Origin of the sequence: Serratia sp. Je.1.23.a, from assembly GCF_051129805.1 — a bacterium.
GTDB lineage: Bacteria > Pseudomonadota > Gammaproteobacteria > Enterobacterales > Enterobacteriaceae > Serratia > Serratia liquefaciens.
Genome location: NZ_JBCPSR010000003.1, coordinates 468615 through 487152, shown reverse-complemented (window position 1 = coordinate 487152; position 18538 = coordinate 468615). Strand labels below are relative to the sequence as shown.

The 18538-nt window shown below is 58.4% G+C and carries 11 protein-coding genes; 2 read left to right on the top strand and 9 right to left on the bottom strand.

Annotation, left to right across the window (positions count from 1 at the left end):
- Positions 1-10: 10 nt before the first annotated feature.
- The 3 genes from mdtC to AAZT04_RS14520 are packed head-to-tail and all read right to left on the bottom strand — an operon-like array spanning position 11 to position 7454.
- A complete protein-coding gene (gene mdtC / locus AAZT04_RS14530; RefSeq protein ID WP_434680612.1) occupies positions 11-3091 on the bottom strand; it encodes a multidrug efflux RND transporter permease subunit MdtC in 3081 nt (1026 codons plus the stop codon).
- Positions 3088-6207 carry an MdtB/MuxB family multidrug efflux RND transporter permease subunit gene (locus AAZT04_RS14525; RefSeq protein ID WP_046372940.1) on the bottom strand — a complete coding sequence of 1040 codons (3120 nt, stop codon included), beginning with the start codon at positions 6205-6207 and terminating at the stop codon, positions 3088-3090. The genes mdtC and AAZT04_RS14525 overlap by 4 nt, the downstream gene beginning before the upstream one ends.
- On the bottom strand, positions 6207-7454 hold the full coding sequence (locus AAZT04_RS14520; protein WP_041415587.1) for an MdtA/MuxA family multidrug efflux RND transporter periplasmic adaptor subunit: 1248 nt from the start codon (positions 7452-7454) through the stop codon (positions 6207-6209). The genes AAZT04_RS14525 and AAZT04_RS14520 overlap by 1 nt, the downstream gene beginning before the upstream one ends.
- 269 nt (positions 7455-7723) lie before the next feature.
- Between AAZT04_RS14520 and AAZT04_RS14515 the strand changes: the two genes are divergently transcribed.
- Complete coding sequence (locus tag AAZT04_RS14515) at positions 7724-8677, top strand: aldo/keto reductase (RefSeq protein ID WP_115058290.1); 954 nt, start codon at positions 7724-7726, stop codon at positions 8675-8677.
- Positions 8678-8682: 5 nt separating this feature from the next.
- On the opposite strand, the gene AAZT04_RS14510 is transcribed toward AAZT04_RS14515, so the two are convergent.
- Positions 8683-9207 carry an AAA family ATPase gene (locus tag AAZT04_RS14510; protein ID WP_115058291.1) on the bottom strand — a complete coding sequence of 175 codons (525 nt, stop codon included), beginning with the start codon at positions 9205-9207 and terminating at the stop codon, positions 8683-8685.
- An 89-nt stretch (positions 9208-9296) separates the two neighbouring features.
- Positions 9297-10649, bottom strand: a complete 1353-nt coding sequence (gene yegD / locus AAZT04_RS14505; protein WP_020828087.1) for a molecular chaperone — start codon at positions 10647-10649, stop codon at positions 9297-9299.
- A gap of 166 nt (positions 10650-10815) precedes the next feature.
- On the opposite strand from yegD, the gene alkA reads away from it, so the two are divergent.
- Entirely contained in the window at positions 10816-12312 is a 1497-nt protein-coding gene (gene alkA, locus AAZT04_RS14500) for a DNA-3-methyladenine glycosylase 2 (RefSeq protein ID WP_142814654.1), read from the top strand.
- 10 nt (positions 12313-12322) lie between these two features.
- On the opposite strand, the gene AAZT04_RS14495 is transcribed toward alkA, so the two are convergent.
- From AAZT04_RS14495 to AAZT04_RS14480, 4 genes are all read right to left on the bottom strand, one after another.
- Positions 12323-12673: a DNA-binding protein gene (locus AAZT04_RS14495; RefSeq protein ID WP_261157381.1), complete on the bottom strand. Its 351-nt coding sequence runs from the start codon at positions 12671-12673 to the stop codon at positions 12323-12325.
- Between the two features lie 212 nt (positions 12674-12885).
- Complete coding sequence (locus tag AAZT04_RS14490) at positions 12886-16227, bottom strand: diguanylate cyclase (RefSeq protein ID WP_434680608.1); 3342 nt, start codon at positions 16225-16227, stop codon at positions 12886-12888.
- Positions 16228-16391: 164 nt separating this feature from the next.
- Positions 16392-17825 (bottom strand): magnesium transporter, encoded by a 1434-nt coding sequence (mgtE, locus tag AAZT04_RS14485; protein ID WP_020828083.1) that lies wholly within the window; start codon positions 17823-17825, stop codon positions 16392-16394.
- A 196-nt stretch (positions 17826-18021) separates the two neighbouring features.
- Positions 18022-18201 carry a YfgG family protein gene (locus tag AAZT04_RS14480; RefSeq protein WP_020828082.1) on the bottom strand — a complete coding sequence of 60 codons (180 nt, stop codon included), beginning with the start codon at positions 18199-18201 and terminating at the stop codon, positions 18022-18024.
- Positions 18202-18538 lie beyond the last annotated feature (337 nt).

Below are 18538 nucleotides of genomic sequence, written 5' to 3'. Positions count from 1 at the left end.
CGGGTGGCCATTATTGGGGCAATGGATCCAGTTTCTTGCCGCGACGGAATTTCATCTGCAACCGGTCAAAATACAGGTACACCACCGGGGTGGTGTACAGCGTCAACAGCTGGCTGACGATCAGGCCGCCGGCGATGGTGATGCCAAGCGGTTGACGCAGCTCGGCGCCGTCGCCGTGAGTCAACACCAGCGGCAATGCGCCAAACAGCGCCGCCAGGGTGGTCATCATGATCGGCCTGAATCGCAGCAGGCACGCCTGGAAAATGGCGTCATGTGCGCTGATGCCGCCATTGCGCTGCGCGTCGAGGGCAAAATCGACCATCATGATGGCGTTTTTCTTCACGATACCGATCAACAGCATAATGCCTATCAACGCTATCAGGCTGAACGGCGCACCGAACAGCTCCAGCGCCAGCAGGGCACCCACCCCGGCGGAAGGCAGGGTGGACAGAATGGTCAGCGGATGAATGTAACTTTCATAAAGAATGCCCAGCACGATATACACAGTAGCGATGGCGGCGGCGATCAGCAGCAACTGAGATTTCAGCGTTTCCTGGAACACCTGGGCGGTCCCGGCAAAAGCGCCGCGTACGGTGGAAGGCACGCCGAGCGCCGTCATGGTTCGCTCTACGGCGGAGGTGGCGTCCGACAGGCTGCCGCCATCCGGCAGGTTAAACGAAATAGTCGACGCGGCCGACAGACCCTGATGATTGACCGACAGCGGTGCATTGGCGGGGCGCCAACTGGCAAAGTAGGACAGCGGGATTGCCTTGCCGTCTTTGTTGATCACAAACATTTTGTCCAGTGAGCTGACGTCCTGGGTGTATGGGGGAGCGACTTCCATCACCACTTTGTACTGATTGAGCGGTTGATAGATAGTCGAAATCTGACGTTGGCCAAAGGCGTTATTCAGCAGGTTGTTGGCATCGGAAACCGAAATACCCAAACGGGCCATGGTCTCGCGATCGTAAACCAGATCCATTTCTGAACCTTTGTCCTGCTGATCGGAGTTGACGTCTGCCAGCTCTGGCAGTGCAGCCAGCGCAATACGGATTTTCGGTTCCCATTCGCGCAGCGCGGCGAGATCGTCCGCCAACAGCGTGTACTGGTAACTGGCGTTAGCCTGCCGGCCGCCGACGCGGATATCCTGCACCGCCATCAGGAACAGACTGGCTCCCGGTTCTTTCGCTAACCGGGCACGCAACCGGGCGATCACTTTCTGTGCATCGTCGCTGCGCACCGACAGCGGTTTCAACGAGATAAACATCGATCCGCTGTTGGTGCGTGAACCGCCGGTGAAACCGGTGACGTTTTCCACATCCGGATCTTCACGCACGATCTTCATGAAATCTTCCAGCTTAACGCGCATAGCCTGAAAGGAGATGCTCTGGTCTGCCTGGATAAAGCCCATCAGTCGGCCGGTGTCCTGCTCCGGGAAGAAGGTTTTCGGAATGCTGATATACAGCCAGACATTGAGCGCAATGGTGGCGAGAAATAGGGCCAATACCCAGCGTGAATGGCCAAGCACCCAGCTCAGCGAACGTCCATAGCCTTTTTGCAGCGCCAGCAGCATTTTACCGAAACCACGAATGCGCCGCTGCGCTCGCGGCGGCTGGTGACGCAGCAGGTAGGCGCACATCATCGGCGTCAGCGTCAGAGAGATAATCAACGACAGCCCGATCGAGACTGACAGAGTGACGGCAAACTCGCGGAACAGCCTGCCGGGCAGGCCTTCCATCAACAGCAGCGGGATAAATACCGCCACCAGCGACACGCTCATCGACAGCACGGTAAAGCCGACCTCCCGAACCCCCTGCAACGCGGCGTTCAGCGGTTTCATGCCGGCTTCGACGTGGCGCGAAATATTTTCCAGCACCACGATGGCATCATCGACCACAAAGCCGGTGGCGATGGTCAGCGCCATCAGCGACAGGTTATTCAGGCTGAAGCCGCACAGGTACATCGCGGCAAAAGAGCCGATCAGCGACACCGGTACTGCCACCGCCGGGATCAGCGTCGCGCGCCCGGACCGCAGGAAGATGAACACCACCAATATCACCAGCCCAATGGCGATCACCAGCGACTGTTCCACTTCCGCCAGCGAAGCACGGATGGTTGGCGAGCGATCCTGCGCGATATTCAGCTGAATGGACGCCGGGATGTTGTCTTGCAAGGCGGGCAATTCGGCGCGAATGCGATCGACGGTTTCGATGATGTTGGCGTCCGGCGCCCGGCTGATGGCCAGAATAATCGCCGGTTTGGCGTTGGTCATCCCGGCGTTGCGTACGTCCTGTACCGTGTCTTTGATCTCGGCCACGTCACTCAGGCGCACCGCCGCGCCGTTGTTGTAGTGGATAATCAGCGGGCGATAAGCCTCGGCGGTTTTCAATTCATCATTAGCCTGGATCTGCCAGCGCTGCTGCTGATTGTCTAACGAACCCTGCGGCCTGCGTACGTTGGCATCACTGATGGTTTGGCGCACCGCATCGAGCGATATCCCCTGATTGAACAGCGCGCTTGGGTTAAGTTCGACCCGCACCGCAGGCAGTGAACTGCCGCCCACCGAGACGTCGCCCACCCCTTCGGTCTGGGCGATTTTTTGCGCCAGCTGAGTCGAGGCGAAGTCGTAAAGCTGGCCCTGGCTGTAGGTGTCGGAGGTCAGCGTCAGGATCATGATTGGCGCATCTGACGGATTGACCTTACGGTAGCTCGGGCGGCTCGGCATGCCGGTGGGCAACAGGCTTTGCGCCGCGTTGATCGCCGCCTGCACGTCACGGGCCGCGCCGTTGATATCACGGTCGAGATCGAACTGCAAAATGACCCGGGTGCTGCCGAGTGAACTCATCGAGGTCATTTCATTGACCCCGGCTATCCGGCCCAGAGCGCGTTCCAGCGGCGTAGCCACCGACGAGGCCATGGTTTCCGGATCGGCACCCGGCAACGAAGCGCTGATCGAAATCACCGGATAGTCGACCTGTGGCAGCGGCGATACTGGCAACAGGCTAAAACCAATCACACCGCTGATGGCAATTGCCAACGTCAGCAGCGTGGTGGCCACCGGTCGGTAGATGAATAGGGCGAAGAATTTCACGGCAGCTCCTGCACATCCGGCTGCCGGCGAGTGTTACGCGCCAGCTTGTCAAACAGCAGGTAGATCACCGGGGTGGTGAACAACGTCAGGATCTGGCTCATTACCAGCCCGCCGACCATGCAAACCCCGAGCGGGTGTCGCAGTTCCGCGCCGACGCCGGTGCTGAGCATCAGCGGCAGTGCCCCCAGCAATGCCGCCAGCGTGGTCATCAGTATCGGCCGGAAACGCAGCAGGCAGGCCTGATAAATCGCATCGTACGGCGTCATACCTTGCTCACGTTCGGCGGCCAGCGCGAAGTCGATCATCATGATGGCGTTTTTCTTCACGATGCCGATCAGCAAGATGATGCCGATGATGGCGATCACATCCAGTTCGCTGCCAGCCATCATCAGTGCCAGCAAGGCACCGACCCCGGCGGTGGGCAAGGTAGAAAGAATGGTAACCGGATGAATAAAGCTCTCATACAGCACGCCCAGCACGATATACATCGCTACCACCGCCGCCAGAATCAGCCACAGGGTCCCCCCCAACGCCGCCTGGAACGCCAGCGTCGCCCCCTGAAACTGGGTGGTGATATCTTTCGGCATATCGAGGTTTTTTTCCGCCAGGGTGATGGCGTCGACCGCTTCCCCAAGCGAATAATTGCCGGCCACGTTAAAGGAGATGGTGGCCGCCGGGAACTGATCGAGATGATTGACCGATAGCGGTCCGAAACGCTCTTCGATTTTGGCAATGGTGTTCAGCGGCACGATGGTGCCGTTGCTGCTGGTCAGGCGGATCTCACTCAGCGCCGCCAACCCTGGCGTGGTGCTGACGTCATGTTCCAGCACCACCCGGTACTGATTGGCCTGGGTGTAAATGGTGGAGATCAACCGCTGGCCGAAAGCGTTGTACAGGGCGTTATCCACGTCACTCATACTAATACCGAGGCGGGAAGCCGAATCGCGATCGACGTTCACGTAGGCCACCAGTCCTTGATCCTGCCAGTTACTGGTGACGTCCGCCAACTGCGGTGCCTGTTTCAATTCCGCCATCAGCTGCGGTACCCACAGGCTGAGCTCGTCCAGCGACATGGCCTGCAGGGTAAACTGGTACTGGGTGCGGCTGACCTGGGTGTCGATGGTCAGATCCTGCACCGGTTGCAAATACAGCTTCACGCCGGGGAACTGTGCGCTCTGCTGCTGCAGACGAGTGATGATGGCCGGAATACGGTCGCTGCGTTCGCTCAAGGGTTTGAGGTTGATTTGCAACCGGCCGCTGTTGAGCGTGGCGTTGCTGCCATCGACGCCAACAAACGACGTCAGGCTCTCCACTGCCGGATCCTTGAGGATTTCTGCCGCCACCTGCTGTTGGCGCTCGGCCATATTACTGAACGACACCGACTGCGGCGCCTCCAGCGTGCCCTGAATAATGCCGTTGTCCTGTACCGGGAAGAATCCTTTCGGGATCAGCAGGTAAAGCAAGACGGTGAGCACCAGCGTGCTGAACGCCACGCCTAGCGTCAACCAGGGATGATTCAGCACGGTTTTCAGCCATTTGCCGTAGCGGGCGATGACCCGGTCAAAGAAGCGTTCAGAAGCGGCGGAAAAACGGTTCTGCTTGCGCAGGGATTCGTGGCTCAGCATGCGTGCGCACATCATCGGCGTCAGCGTCAGCGAAACCACCGCCGAAATCAAAATTGCCACCGCCAGCGTCACGGCAAATTCACGGAACAACCTGCCAACGATATCACCCATAAACAGCAAGGGGATCAGCACGGCTACCAGCGAGAAGGTCAGTGAAATAATGGTGAAGCCGATTTCGCCGGCGCCTTTTAAGGCGGCGTCGAGCGGTTTCTCGCCCTTTTCGATATAGCGTGAAATGTTCTCGATCACCACGATGGCGTCATCGACCACAAAACCGGTGGCGATAGTCAGCGCCATCAGCGTCAGGTTATTGATCGAAAAGTCCAAAAAGTACATGGCGGCGAAGGTACCGATCAACGACAGCGGTACGGCGACGCTGGGAATAATAGTGGCCGGGACATTGCGCAAGAACACGTAAATCACCATCACCACCAGTGCTACCGCCAAGAGCAGCTCGAACTGCACGTCGCTGACCGAGGCGCGAATGGTGGTGGTTCGATCGGTCAGCACCTTGACGTCGACCGACTTGGGCAGGCTTTTAATCAACTGAGGCAGCATCTCGCGGATGCTGTCGGCGGTGGTGATGACGTTTACGCCTGGCTGGCGCTGAATATTGAGCACGATGGCCGGCTGCTTATTGGCCCAGGCCGCCAGCCGGGTATTTTCCGCGCCTTGTTCGATGGTGGCGATATCCTGCAGGCGGATAGCCGCACCGTTCTGGTAAGCGACAATCAGCTGACGATAGTCGTCGGCTGATTTCATCTGGTCATTGGCCGAAAGGGTGACCGAACGCGTCGGGCCGTCCAGGCTACCTTTGGCAGAGTTGACGTTGGCGTTGCTGATGGCGGTGCGGATGGTTTCGCTGTCCAGACCGTAGGCGGCAACGGCCGCCGCATTGAGCTTCACGCGGACTGCCGGCCGTTGGCCACCGGAAATGGTCACCAGTCCGACGCCGGTGACCTGCGATATTTTCTGCGCGACACGGGTTTCCACCATGTCTTCCACCTGGGTCATCGGCATGGCGCTGGAGGTCACGGCCAGCGTCAGGATCGGTGGATCGGCCGGGTTAACCTTGCTGTAAATCGGCGGGTAGGGCAGATCGTTCGGTAACAGGTTAGTGGCGGAGTTGATTGCCGCCTGCACTTCCTGTTCGGCGACGTCGAGCGGCAGCTCAAGCTGGAATTGCAAGGTGACGACCGAGGCGCCACCGGAACTTTGCGATGCCATCTGCTTGAGGCCGGACATCTGGCCAAACTGACGCTCCAGCGGAGCCGTGATCGCCGAGGTGACCACGTCCGGGCTGGCTCCGGGATACAGCGTGACCACCTGAATGGTCGGATAGTCGACCTCCGGCAGGGCGGAGACCGGCAGAGCGCGATAACCGATGATCCCCGCCAGCAGGATCGCCAGCATCAACAGCGTGGTGGCAACCGGCCGCAGTATAAACAGGCGGGATGGACCGCCGCCGGCGTTCGGTGGCATCACCTGCATCAGGATTTCCCCTGGGTGCGAGGTGAGTGGATTGGTTTGCCGGCCGCAGAAGCCGCCTGCGGCGTGACCACCTCAACCTGCATGCCTTCGGTCAGGCGATCTATGCCGTCGGTCACCACCCGGTCACCAGCGTTCAGCCCGGCGTTAATCACCACTTTTTGGCTGTCCTGCACGCCGGTGGTCACCAAATGTTTACTGACCTTGTTATCTTCGCTCAGGGTCCAGACGAAGTTGCCTTCGTTGCCCATCTGCAAGGCCGCCGTAGGGATAACGATCGCATCCAGCAGCGTTGCCACTTTCAGGCGTGCATTAACAAATTGGTTGGGGAACAGCGCGTCGTCCTCGTTGGTGAAGCGCGCTTTCAGTTTGATGGTGCCGGTGGTGGTGTCGATCTGGTTATCCAGGCTCAGCAGTGAACCGGTCGACAGCAGATTTTGGTTGGTGCGATCCCAGGCTTCGACGCTGACCGGGCCAGCTTTTTGCGCTTTGATCAAATCGCTGATAGTAGCCTCAGGCAGGGTAAATACCACATCGATAGGGTGAGTTTGGGTGATCACCACAATGCCGGTGGTGCTGCCGCTGGTGATGTAATTACCGACGTCCACCAGCTTCAGACCGACACGACCGTCAATTGGTGCGGTGATACGGCTGTAGGTGATTTGCAGCTTGGCGCTGTCGACGGAGCCCTGATCGGCTTTGATTGCGCCTTCGGTCTGTTGCACCAGCGACAGCTGAGTGTCCAGATCCTGCCGCGACACCAGATTGGTTTTGGCCAGTTGCTGATAACGTGCCAGATCGCGCCGGGCATTGGCGAGGGTGGCCTGATCTTTGGCCAGTTGTCCCTGCGCTTGAGCCAGCTGTACCTGGAACGGACGCGGGTCAATTTCAACCAGCAAATCGCCGGCTTTGACCTGTTGCCCTTCGGTGAAGTGGATCGCCATCAGTTGGCCATCGACCCGGCTGGTGACGGTCACGGTGTTGGCGGCGGTAGCCGTGCCCAGCCCGGAAAGGTAACGCGGCACCGTTTGCTGTGTGGCGGTCGCAGCCTGTACCGGTGACATTGGCGCTCCCCGTCGTCCTGCGCCTGCCGCCGCTTTGCCCCCACCGGCGTGACGCGCCCCAGGGGCAGCATTGTCGGCCGGCTGCGGAGCGCTGAAGTGACGCCAAATCAGCACGGCGGCAATAGCCACAATAACCACCACCAACAGGCGCAGTAACAGTGAACGACGTGGGTTTTTTGCATTCATGGTGGCGAAAATCTCTCCAAAAGGCAGGCGTGCGGGCACTCATTGCCAAAAAAGTTACACTCCTTACAGAATACTAGTTTAGCGAGGAAAGACGGCATAAAAATGAAGGAAATATGGAGGAACCGTCAGCATTGTCCGAATAAGTTGTAGATTTGATCATGCTATGTTTATAAGCGTTGCCATCCGGCTTATAGCGAATGCGTTTTAGCGGATTTCCTGCTTTCGCGCTAATAATTATCCTGCGAATCATCAACTCCATGGAGCATGCAATGAGTCATAAAGAACTGGGCCGTTCGGGCATCAAAGTGCCGGCATTGACCTTCGGCGGTAACGTGTTTGGCTGGACGGCGGATCGCGAAACTTCATTCAGCCTGTTGGATGCGCTGGTGGAAAATCAGCTCAACTTTATCGATACCGCCGACGTGTACTCGAGCTGGGTGCCGGGCAATCAGGGCGGTGAATCGGAAACCACCATCGGCCAGTGGCTAAAAAAGAGCGGCAAGCGTGACCAGGTGATCATCGCTACCAAAGTCGGCAAGCCGATGGGCGAGGGTAAGCAGGGGCTGTCACCACGCTATATCCAGCAGGCGGTAGAGGATTCACTGCGGCGTTTGCAGACCGATTATATCGACCTTTATCAATCGCACGACGACGACCGGGACACGCCGTTGGCGGAAACCCTGGCGGCGTTCGACGGCTTGATCAAGGCCGGTAAGGTGCGGGCGATAGGCGCTTCCAACTATCAGGCCGATCGTCTGGAGGAGGCATTGAAAGTCAGTGAAGAGAATGGGTTGGCGCGCTATGAGACCCTGCAACCGGAGTACAATCTTTATGCGCGTGAGGAGTATGAACGCAGCCTGGCGCCGGTGGTGCAGCGCCATGGATTGGGCGTGATTAACTTCTTCTCGCTGGCCAGCGGTTTCCTGACCGGCAAATACCGCAGTGAAAAAGATATCGGCAAGAGCCAACGTGGTGACACCATCGTTGAGCGATACCTTAATCCACGCGGTTTCAAGATTTTGGCTGCGCTGGATCGGGTTGCGGAAAAACACCACACCTCGCCAACGCAGGTTTCACTGGCCTGGCTGATAGCGCGGCCGGACATCACCGCGCCGATCGTCAGCGCCACGTCGCTAAAGCAGTTGGATGAGCTGATCAGCGCTACCCGACTGCGGCTGGATGCCGAGGATATCCGCATCCTGAACGACGCCAGCGCCTGGTGACCTGCTCAGTTGCCGACGGCGTTAATCAAGGACAGCAACTGAGCCACGCTGGCTTCCACTGGCTGGCCTGCGGTATCAATACGGGCCACCGGGGTATGCCAGGGTAGGTAATCGTGGCGGGTGACGCTGTGCCAGTTAGGGAGGCGCAGTCCGGCAACGTCCCCGTCGCGGGTTTCAACCCTGCGACGGTGTTCGGCACTGTCTGAGCAAACCACCTCAAAATCTATGCAGGCTACACCAGCCCGTTGTGCGACGTTATGCCAGGCTTCGCGAGTGACCGGCAACGGGTTGACCGAGTCGGCAATCACCCAGTGGCCCAGACGCAGGTTGTCTTCGGCAACGCCATAAGCGGCAAAATACCCGGCGGGGCCGACGTCATCGGCCAGGGAGCCACTGTTACGGATGGCTTGTTCAAGGGTATCGATGCGCAGATGCATTGCCGGTAATGCCCGAGCCAGCGCCCGTGCGAGCGTAGTTTTACCACTGCCTGGCAGCCCGGAAAGAACGATCAGCATTGTTGTTCCTGCCATGATTATGCTTCCAGCCGATACAGTACCTGATTTCGCAGCGAATGGCTTGGCGGCAGGGCGCGGCATTGAGCTACCGCGCCCTAGTGCCGTTAACGGAACAGCGTCTGCGCCCAGCGAGCCAGCCCGGCGGTGACCGAGCCGAAGTCGTTGCCGCCGACGATAGGAATGCCCGGCAACTGCTGTTGTAGCGCGGCGCGCAACAGCGGGGAACGTGCGCTGCCGCCGGTGAGATAAATCACCTGCGGTGCGGTCTGGCTACTGGCCAGCGCGGCGCTGACCTGTTCCTGAATGCGCAGCAGCGGCTGTGAGATGGCCTCGGCAAGCTGATCCTGGCTGATGGTTTCTGCCAAATCAGTCTGGACGAAGGCCAGCGGAGCGCTGATGTTTTGCTGTGCCGACAGGGCGATTTTACTCTCCTCCGCGGCGCGAACCAGACGGTAGCTCAGGCGTTGCTGATGCACTTTCAGCAGGCGTTTAACTTTTTCAGGCTCGGCGGCATCGCGGATCAAATCGCGCAGCATGCGGCCATTGGCAGCGCTGTAAAAGTCGATCTGCGCCGGAACGTCGTTGGTGGCTACCGCGTTCCAGTAAGGCAACGCAGGCAAAGCGATGCCTTTTTCAGTTTCGCCACCCATACCGAACAGCGGCATCAACTGTTTGAACGCCAGCATGATGTCCAGATCGTTACCGCCAACGCGGCAACCGCTGTGGCCCAGCAGGCTTTGTTGGCGATCGGCACGGTCACGCCATTGCGGCCCCATCAACAGCACCGAACAGTCCGTTGTCCCGCCGCCGATATCCACCACCAGCACGGTTTTTTCTTCTTCCAGGGTCGCTTCGAAATCCAGGCCTGCAGCGACCGGTTCGAACTGGAATTCAATGTCTTTAAAGCCTGCACGCTCGGCAGCGCGGTGCAAAATACCCTGCGCCTGGCGGTTGGCTTCTTCGCCACCGATGCCCTGGAAGTTGATCGGACGGCCGATCACCGCCTGGCTGATGCTGTCTTGCAGTACGTTTTCCGCCTGACGTTTGATGTGGAACATCATGGCGCACACCAGATCCTCAAACAGCGCGATCTGTTGTGGTTTCAGGCCGTTGGCGCCGAGGAAGGATTTCGGGGAGCGGACAAAATACACTTCTTCCGGATCTTCAACGTAGTGCGCCAGAGCCTGCAGGCCAAACAGCACGCTGTCGCTGGCGACCGGGATATCTTCTTCGCGGTTATAGTTGATTGCCCGGCGCAGAAGTTGCTGGTTTTCCTCGCTGGCGGTCGGCACCTGCCAGTGGCGGTGCAAACACTCGCTGACGGCTTCGCGCGTCGGAGCACACAGCATCGACGGCAGATAGGGCTCGTTGTTTTCCAGCGTCAGCAGCTCGGGGCCATTTTCTCGCATCACTGCGACGGAACAGTTGGCCGTTCCGTAGTCAAATCCAATAAACATGTCTTTTCTCTATCCCCATGCCAATGAAGGGGGGCGACTTTACCCGAGACTCGGCCCCTGGGCAATCTGAGAGCGCTTAACTGACGAAAAATTTAGCGGCGACGGCGCTAGCATGCTTAACTTAATGTCCGAATCCCGCACGTCAGCGCACCCATCGAGTCGCATAATGCACAAAAAACTGACCCCGAGCGTGGCTATGAAAAACCAACAGCAGGCGTTGTATGAAGCACTGAGTGCGCGCGATCGCAAATTTGACGGTCGCTTCTTCGTCGGCGTTTCGTCGACCGGTATTTATTGTCGCCCGGTGTGCAGCGCCCGTACGCCAAAAATTGAAAACTGCACCTTTTACCCGAGCGCGGCGGCGGCGGAACTGGCGGGGTTTCGCCCCTGCCTGAAGTGTCGGCCGGAATTGGCGCCGGGGTTGGCATTGATCGATCTCGGCAATCGCTATGCTCAGGTGGCGGTGCAGTTGATCGAGCAGGGGTATCTGTCGGAGCACAGCTGCGAGCAACTGGCAACGCGGCTAGGCATTTCCGATCGCCACCTGCGGCGTATTTTTGCCGATCAGTTTGGCGCCTCGCCGATTGATTATGCCCAGTCGCACCGGTTGTTGCAGGCCAAACGCCTGCTGGCGGATACTGATATGCCGTTGAGTGAGGTGGCCTTTGCCGCCGGTTTCGGCAGCCTGCGGCGTTTTAACGAACTGTTCAAGGCGCGCTACCGGCTGGTCCCCTCGGCACTGCGCAGCAGCAGTGGCCGTAACGAACGTACCGTCGCCAGCGGGCTGGTGTTTCATCTGGGCTATCGACCGCCCTATGACTGGTCGCGCATGCTGGGTTTTTTGCAAACCCGTGCGGTGAGCGGTGTGGAGCGGGTGGAGGGGCAACAGTACCTGCGGGCGATAGCCATCACTCAGGGCGGCATCGAATATCGTGGCTGGGTCAGCGTGCAGCCGGAAGAGGCGCATAATCGGGTAAGGGTGGAAATTGCACCTTCCCTGAGCCGGGTGACGACGGAAGTGCTGCGCCGCACTCGCCAACTGTTTGATCTCGACGCCGCGCCGGACCTTATCGCTCAGGCATTGGGGCCGTTGGCTGCCGAGGCGCCGGGCCTGCGGCTACCGGGCTGCGTCAACGCATTCGAACAGGCGACCCGCGCGGTGCTTGGGCAGTTGGTCAGCGTCAAAATGGCGGCGACCTTTGCCGGACGGATGGCTGAACTTTGGGGCACCCCGCTGGAACAGCCCTACGGTGGCATTACCCACGTCTTTCCCACTGCCGAACAGATTGCGCGATTACAGCCTGAGGCGCTACGCCCGCTGGGGGTGCAGTTAAAACGAGCGGCGGCGTTAATCGGTATTGCGCAGGCGGTGACCGCAGGGCGGTTGCAACTGGAGAACGTGCTGGATATTGAGCAGGGGATCAAGGCGCTGACTGCGCTACCGGGGATTGGCAGTTGGACCGCCAGCTATATCGCCATGCGAGCCTGGTCGTGGCCGGACGTGTTCCTGGCGGGGGATTATCTGATCAAACAGCGTTTTCCCGGCATGACGCCACGCCAGATTGAGCGCTATGCTGAAAGCTGGCGACCCTGGCGTTCCTACGCCACGCTGCATCTGTGGCATAACGATGGCTGGGCGCCGTCAACGGAGGCTGTCGGGTAGCGGCGACGGGCTAGTCTTTGGCAGCAATGCGCGTCAGCAGGCCGTCTATTCCTTCGCGCATCAGGAAGCTCAGTACCTTCTCGCGCTCGCTTTCACTCAGATGATGGTAATACTCAATCCACACTGCCAGCGGATCTTGGCGTTCAACCTGATATTCAGCAGGATCTTCTTGCAGTATCAGTAAGCTGCGCGCTCCGATCGGCAGGCTGTTGATGTGGTATTCCACCGCTTTGCCCTGCACGCCTTTGCGCCGGCGGCTGATCCAGCCTTCGCGGCGGGCCATTAAATTGATGCCCTGTGGCGAGGAGGGCAGTCCTGCAATGCCGGTCAGCTCTCTGGCGGCAAACCACTCTTTTTTCATAGCCATTCATCCCTGAACAATTAGGTGTATTGAGAGAGGAAAAAATTAATTCGCATGCTGATTTCCGTATCGAGGTGTTATGCAAGCGATTAACTTTGACCTGTTAGTTATACCACTAACCTCAGGCGGGCTAAGCAAAAAAAGCAGAATGGATGAGATGCGGCGGCGAGGCCGCCGCTCGAAAGGCAGGGGGATGTTGCTGGGAATGGCGACTAGCGGATACCAAAGTAACCGCCGCTGAGCAGTTCCGTCAGCGATTGTTCCAGTGCGATGGCGTCGCCGTCCGACAGATCGATGCCAATCGCCTGCAGGGTGTTCAGCGTTATCTGCTGGTGTGCCGGGCCGGCCAGCGTTTGGGCGTGCACCCGATGCGTCGCCCCATTGAGCATCGACACCATCAGTTCGTCCATCTGGTTGCAGTGCACGTTGGTGATGAAGCGTTCGTCGACGCGGATATAGTCAATCTTTTGGCCATGCAACTCGTCAAAGGCGTTGAGGCTGTGCCCAAAACCGTTAACGATCAGCTTGCAGCCCCGTTGCTGCAACTGCTGGAGGAACGGCCTGCAAATACCGGCGTGCTCCAGCACCACCACATCATCGACCGCCAGCAGCAATGCTCCTGGTTGCAAGGGGGAGGCGTCCAGCGCTGCCAGCAGATCGTCCTGGAAGCTGGCGTCCAGCAGGCTGTCGGTTGTCAGCGGCAGCGCGATGGACAACCCCTTGCGGGCAATATCAGGGGCGCGCTGCGTCAAAATCTGCCCGATGATCCAGCGGTCAACCTCTTGCGTCAGATCGTATAGCCGGGCAGCGGAGATAAAATCGTCGCTCGCCAGCGCCTGACCGTCCTGATCCCTCACCTGCAGTTTCAACTGATAGAAACAGACCGCCAGCGGCGTTTTTGGCGGTGCGACCGCCCTGACATGCAGCAACAATTGCCCATCGTTGATGATGTCCGTCACTTCCTGACGCGTCAGCAGTTCATGCTGACGTTCCAGGATCATTTTTTGACGCGCCTCATAGAGATAAACCTGGCCACGTCCGCGATGCTTGGCGGTATAACAGGCAATATCCGCCTGCGCCAGCAGCTCGCTGCTCTTGCCGGCATCGGCATCAATACGGGTTACGCCTGCACTGGCGCCGACGTGGTAAATCTTCCCTTCCCAAAAGAACGGGTGCTGGCTGATGTGATTAACCAATTGCTGTATCAGCGACTGGGCCTGTTCCCGCGTGCAGTCGAACAGGATCAGCCCGAACTCATCGCCGCCAAGCCGGGCCAGACAGTCGCTGTTACGCAGATGGTGCCGCATCAACAGGGAAAGATCTTTCAACAGCGCGTCGCCCGCGGCGTGGCCGGCATTGTCATTGACCGCCTTGAAACGGTCGAGATCGAGGAACACCAGCGCGTGCTGCAGTCGTTTTTCAGTGGCGTTGGCAATAGCGGCCTTCAGGCGCTTTTCAAAACTGGTGCGATTGGGCAGCGTGGTCAGGGCATCGTGGGACGCGCTGTAACTCAACTTCTGCATCAGTTCGCGCGAGGCCGTGACATCCTGCAGTACCATCACCGCGCCCATGACGTTGCCGTCGATCGTTTTCAATGGTGATACCGACTGCTGGATGTCAAAACAGCGACCGTCGCGACCATGCAGCACCAGGGCATAGTCTGGGGACAGCTGCCGGTTTTCCTGCAGGCAGCACTGGATCGGGTTTTCTACCTCTTCACCGTCTTTGCCGTTGGTCATTCGAACCACGCCGGCGACGGGCATGCCGATCGCCAGACTGAGCGGCCAGCCGCACATTTGTTCGGCCACCGGGTTCATAAAGGTAATGTGCATTTCGTCGTCGGTGGATATCACCGCTTCGCCGATCGCATCGAGCGTAATGTGCAGGCGCTCTTTTTCTTCGTGCAGTGCTTCGGTCAGATTACGGACTTCCGTCATGTCGATATTGGTGCCGATCATGCGCAGCGGCAGACCCTGAGCGTCTAAAATAACGTTACCCTGGCCGCGGATATGCCGCACTTTTCCCTCGCGGGTGAGCAGTCGGAACTCCAGAACAAAGGGGCCCGGCCGCTTCAACAATGTGGCCATCTCACGGTCGGTGCGTTCACGATCCTCCGGTACCAGCAGCGTCCGCCATAGCGAAAACGTTGGCGTCTGGTCCGGGCTGAGGTCGTAAAGTTCAAACATACGCTTGTCCCAGGTGAGCTCTTCGCCGTGCATCATCCATTCCCAAACGCCGATGCCGCCCACTTTATTCGCCAGCGTAATGCGCTCCATCAGTCGATGGTTCTCTGCGGCCGTGCGTTTCAATTCGCTGATGTCTTCTACCTGCGAAATAAAATACAGCGGCAGCCCTTCGGCATCGCGCACCAGCGATACGGCCAGTAGCGCCCAGACGTGCTCGCCGTCGCTGCGAATATAGCGTTTCTCCAGGGTGTAACTGCTGATATGCCCATCGAGCAGATCGTGCAGCTGCGTCAGATCGGCGTTCAGATCGTCCGGGTGTGTGATTTCCTGGAAAGTCAGGCGCCGCAGAGCCTCCGGGGTATAGTCGAGCAGTTTGCACAACGCCTGATTGACCTGCAGCCATTTCCCCTGCGGCGACACCAGCGCCATGCCGATGGCCGAATATTCCAACGCATTACGAAAGCGAGTTTCACTCTCGACGATATGCTGTTTCTCCACCCGGAAGGCGTGCATCACCATGGCCATCGAGTGCGCCGGGATCAAAATCAACAGGATCGGCAGGTAAATCTCGATATCGCTGAACGGACCGGTGGGCGCATGAAAATGCAGCAACCCGATGGAAATCATCACGGTGATCATCAGCGTGGTGCAAAAGCAGATGACGAAAGCCTCGAGCCGCGGCAGCGCGATTGCCGCCCACAGCAGCGGCAGAATGACGAAGGTGAACGGAAAGGGCAGGTAGCTCAGCGCCAGATAGCTAAAGGTCAGCGCGACTATCAACGTCAGCAGCAGAGTGTACAGATTCAGCGTATCCAGCATGCGACGGCGATAGACCAGCCCGATGGGCGTCAGCGACAGGACGCCAATAGCTTCTGAAATAAACCAGGTACTGAAGGGGTGCCAGAAAGGGTGACCCGGGGCGGGAACCCACCAGGCGGCCAGCAGGGCGCTGAACAAAGGGGTGAATATCACCGCGCAGACGACAAATTTAAGCCAACTGGCCAGGCTGTTCAGCGGATCGTCCTGCAGCAGCATGCGGCGCAACAGCAGGGTGCAGACCACGGCTTCCAGCAGGTTGATCAGGGTCAGTTTTACCGGGAACCAGCTAAAGCCGAACAGCGTGAAGCTGGCGGCCACGATGCCAACCCCGCATACCAGCAGCGGTAACCCCCATTGGCGTGGCGAGTGGCGGAACAGTACGGCAATAATGGCGGCAGTGGGGAACCACAGCGGGGTAAAGTGGCTGGATTCGTTCGACAGCGTCAGGCACAGCAATGCCAGTAAAAATACCGCCATCGCCGCCAGCAGGCTGTGCGTCAACAAGGCGCCCTGACGCGTGATGAGATGATTCGGTGCGCTGATATCCATAGACAACCCTTAACTCTGGCATCTGTCACTGAACGAGGTCATGACGCGAATGAGATGGAAAGTTTATTGGCAAAGGGTAGTACAGCGCGGCAATAAAACCCACTGAATCAGACAGCTTTAGTGAGCAAACGCAAAAGCCGGCGCGGGGCCGGCCTTCTGGAGGTTTAAAGCAGGAACAAGGTGGCCAGCCCGAGGAAGATAAAGAAGCCGCCGGTATCGGTCAGAGCGGTGATCAATACGCTGGAACCTACCGCCGGATCGCGCCCCAGTTTGAGCATGGTCATCGGGATCACCACCCCCATCAGCGCGGCTACCAGCAGGTTGAGGATCATCGCCAGCGTCATGACGCCGCCCATCGCCCAGTCGCCGTACAGCAGCCAGGTCACGACTCCCATGATGCCGCCCCAGACCACGCCGTTGATAATGGCTACCCCCAGTTCTCTGAACATCAGGCGGGAAATGTTGCCGACCTCAATTTGGTGCAGTGCCAGCGCGCGTACGATCATGGTGATGGTCTGATTACCGGTATTGCCGCCGATCCCCGCGACGATCGGCATTAACGCCGCCAGCGCCACCAGTTGTGAAATGGTGTGTTCGAACAGACCGATGACGCGCGAGGCGATAAACGCGGTACACAGGTTGATGGCCAGCCACGCCCAGCGGGTTTTCACCGCCTTGCTGACCGGGGCAAACACATCTTCTTCCGGGCTTAAGCCCCCCATGCGGCGCAGGTTGCTGTCGCTTTCTTCATTGACCACGTCGACGATCTCTTCGATGGTCAAACGGCCCATCAGCTTGCCCTTGGCGTCGACCACCGGGGCGCTGATCAGGTCATAACGTTCGAATGCGCTGGCTGCCGCTTCGGCCTTGTCATCCGGCTGGAAGCTGGTAGGGTCGCTGTCCATGACCGTCTGGACCAGGGTTTCCGGGTCATTAAGCAGCACGGCGGTGAGCGGCAGTTCGCCCAGCAGAGTATTTTTACGATCGGTGACGAAGAGCTTGTCGGTGGCTTCTGGGATGGTTTTGCGCAGGCGCAAGAAGCGATGTACGGCACCGATAGTGACGTCGGGGCGTACCGTGACCAGTTCAAAATCCATCATCCAGCCGACGGTGTCCTTGCCGTAGTGGATCATCTCGCGCACCTGTGCGCGTTGATCCGGTTCCATGGAGGTCAACAGGCGGCCCATCAGGTTACGCGGCAGGTATTGTGCCAAATAGGCCTGTTCATCGACGTCCAGCGTCTTGATCGCTTTGAGCAGGTCCTTGTCGCTCATCTCTTCGATCAGGCTGTCCCACACGGGCTCGGCAACTTCCACCAGCGTTTGACCGCGTTTGGCGTTCCCCACCAGCCGCCACAGTGCCAGTCGCTCGTCTTGGGGCAGCGCTTCCAGCAGGTCCGCCAGGTCAGCGGCGTGCATGTCGTCCAGCAGGCCGGTGATTTCTGCCGTCTGGTTTAGCAGCTCGCTTTTGCTGAGGGCGTTCTCATCCCCTGGCCGGCCGAGAATGCCATCGACCAGATCTTTATTGTTTAACAGCAGAGAAAGAATGCGCTGGCGGTACTCAGCGACTTTTTTAACGTTATGTGTTGCAGCTGACATGGTCTTCCTTACTGGCACTCAGTGATCGTTAAGACCCACTCTGGACTAGATAGAGCATAGTGAATGCAGGCGTCATTTTTATGAAATGGGAGCAGTTGCTGAGGAATAAGTAAGGGGTCTGGCGCGCCGAGATACTGGCCGACGGCAGGCTGCTTAACTATTCGCAAGCCCTGCGGGATAACTTGAATCTGTGAGTTCAGGGAGTGGTGTCCCGGTTTTCGTCGCTCATCTCAGTGGTGCTTTGCTGAGGGGCGAGTTTTTTTTCCTGATGGTGGGGCACCGCGACGACCGCGGCATACAGCAGACGGCCGACTAAAATGATAAAGCTGACAAACAGCACTATTTTGGTCATCTGTCCGGTGGATTTTCTACGCATATATCACCCGGCATGCCGGTTTCCTGTGTTATGCCCGCCATCTTTCACGCTGGCCGTGCTGCGGCCACTTGAAATTTATAGAGATATTGAACGCTGATGCAGGCCGATAGAGTGTAAACGGAATTCTAGCCATTGATGACAAATATTGTCTATTTATTTCCGGGCAGCAAAACCCGGTATCTCGCCCCTGTTTAGCTTAAGTTTGGCTTTATCTGTCGGATCAGCAGCTTAAGATGAGACAAAAAATAGGCTTACACATTTTTACCCAACTTTTCCTCTTTGGTTGATCGGAGTCAAGCCTCACCCCCGCCTGGCGCCTAAAATTTCCGCCATTCTC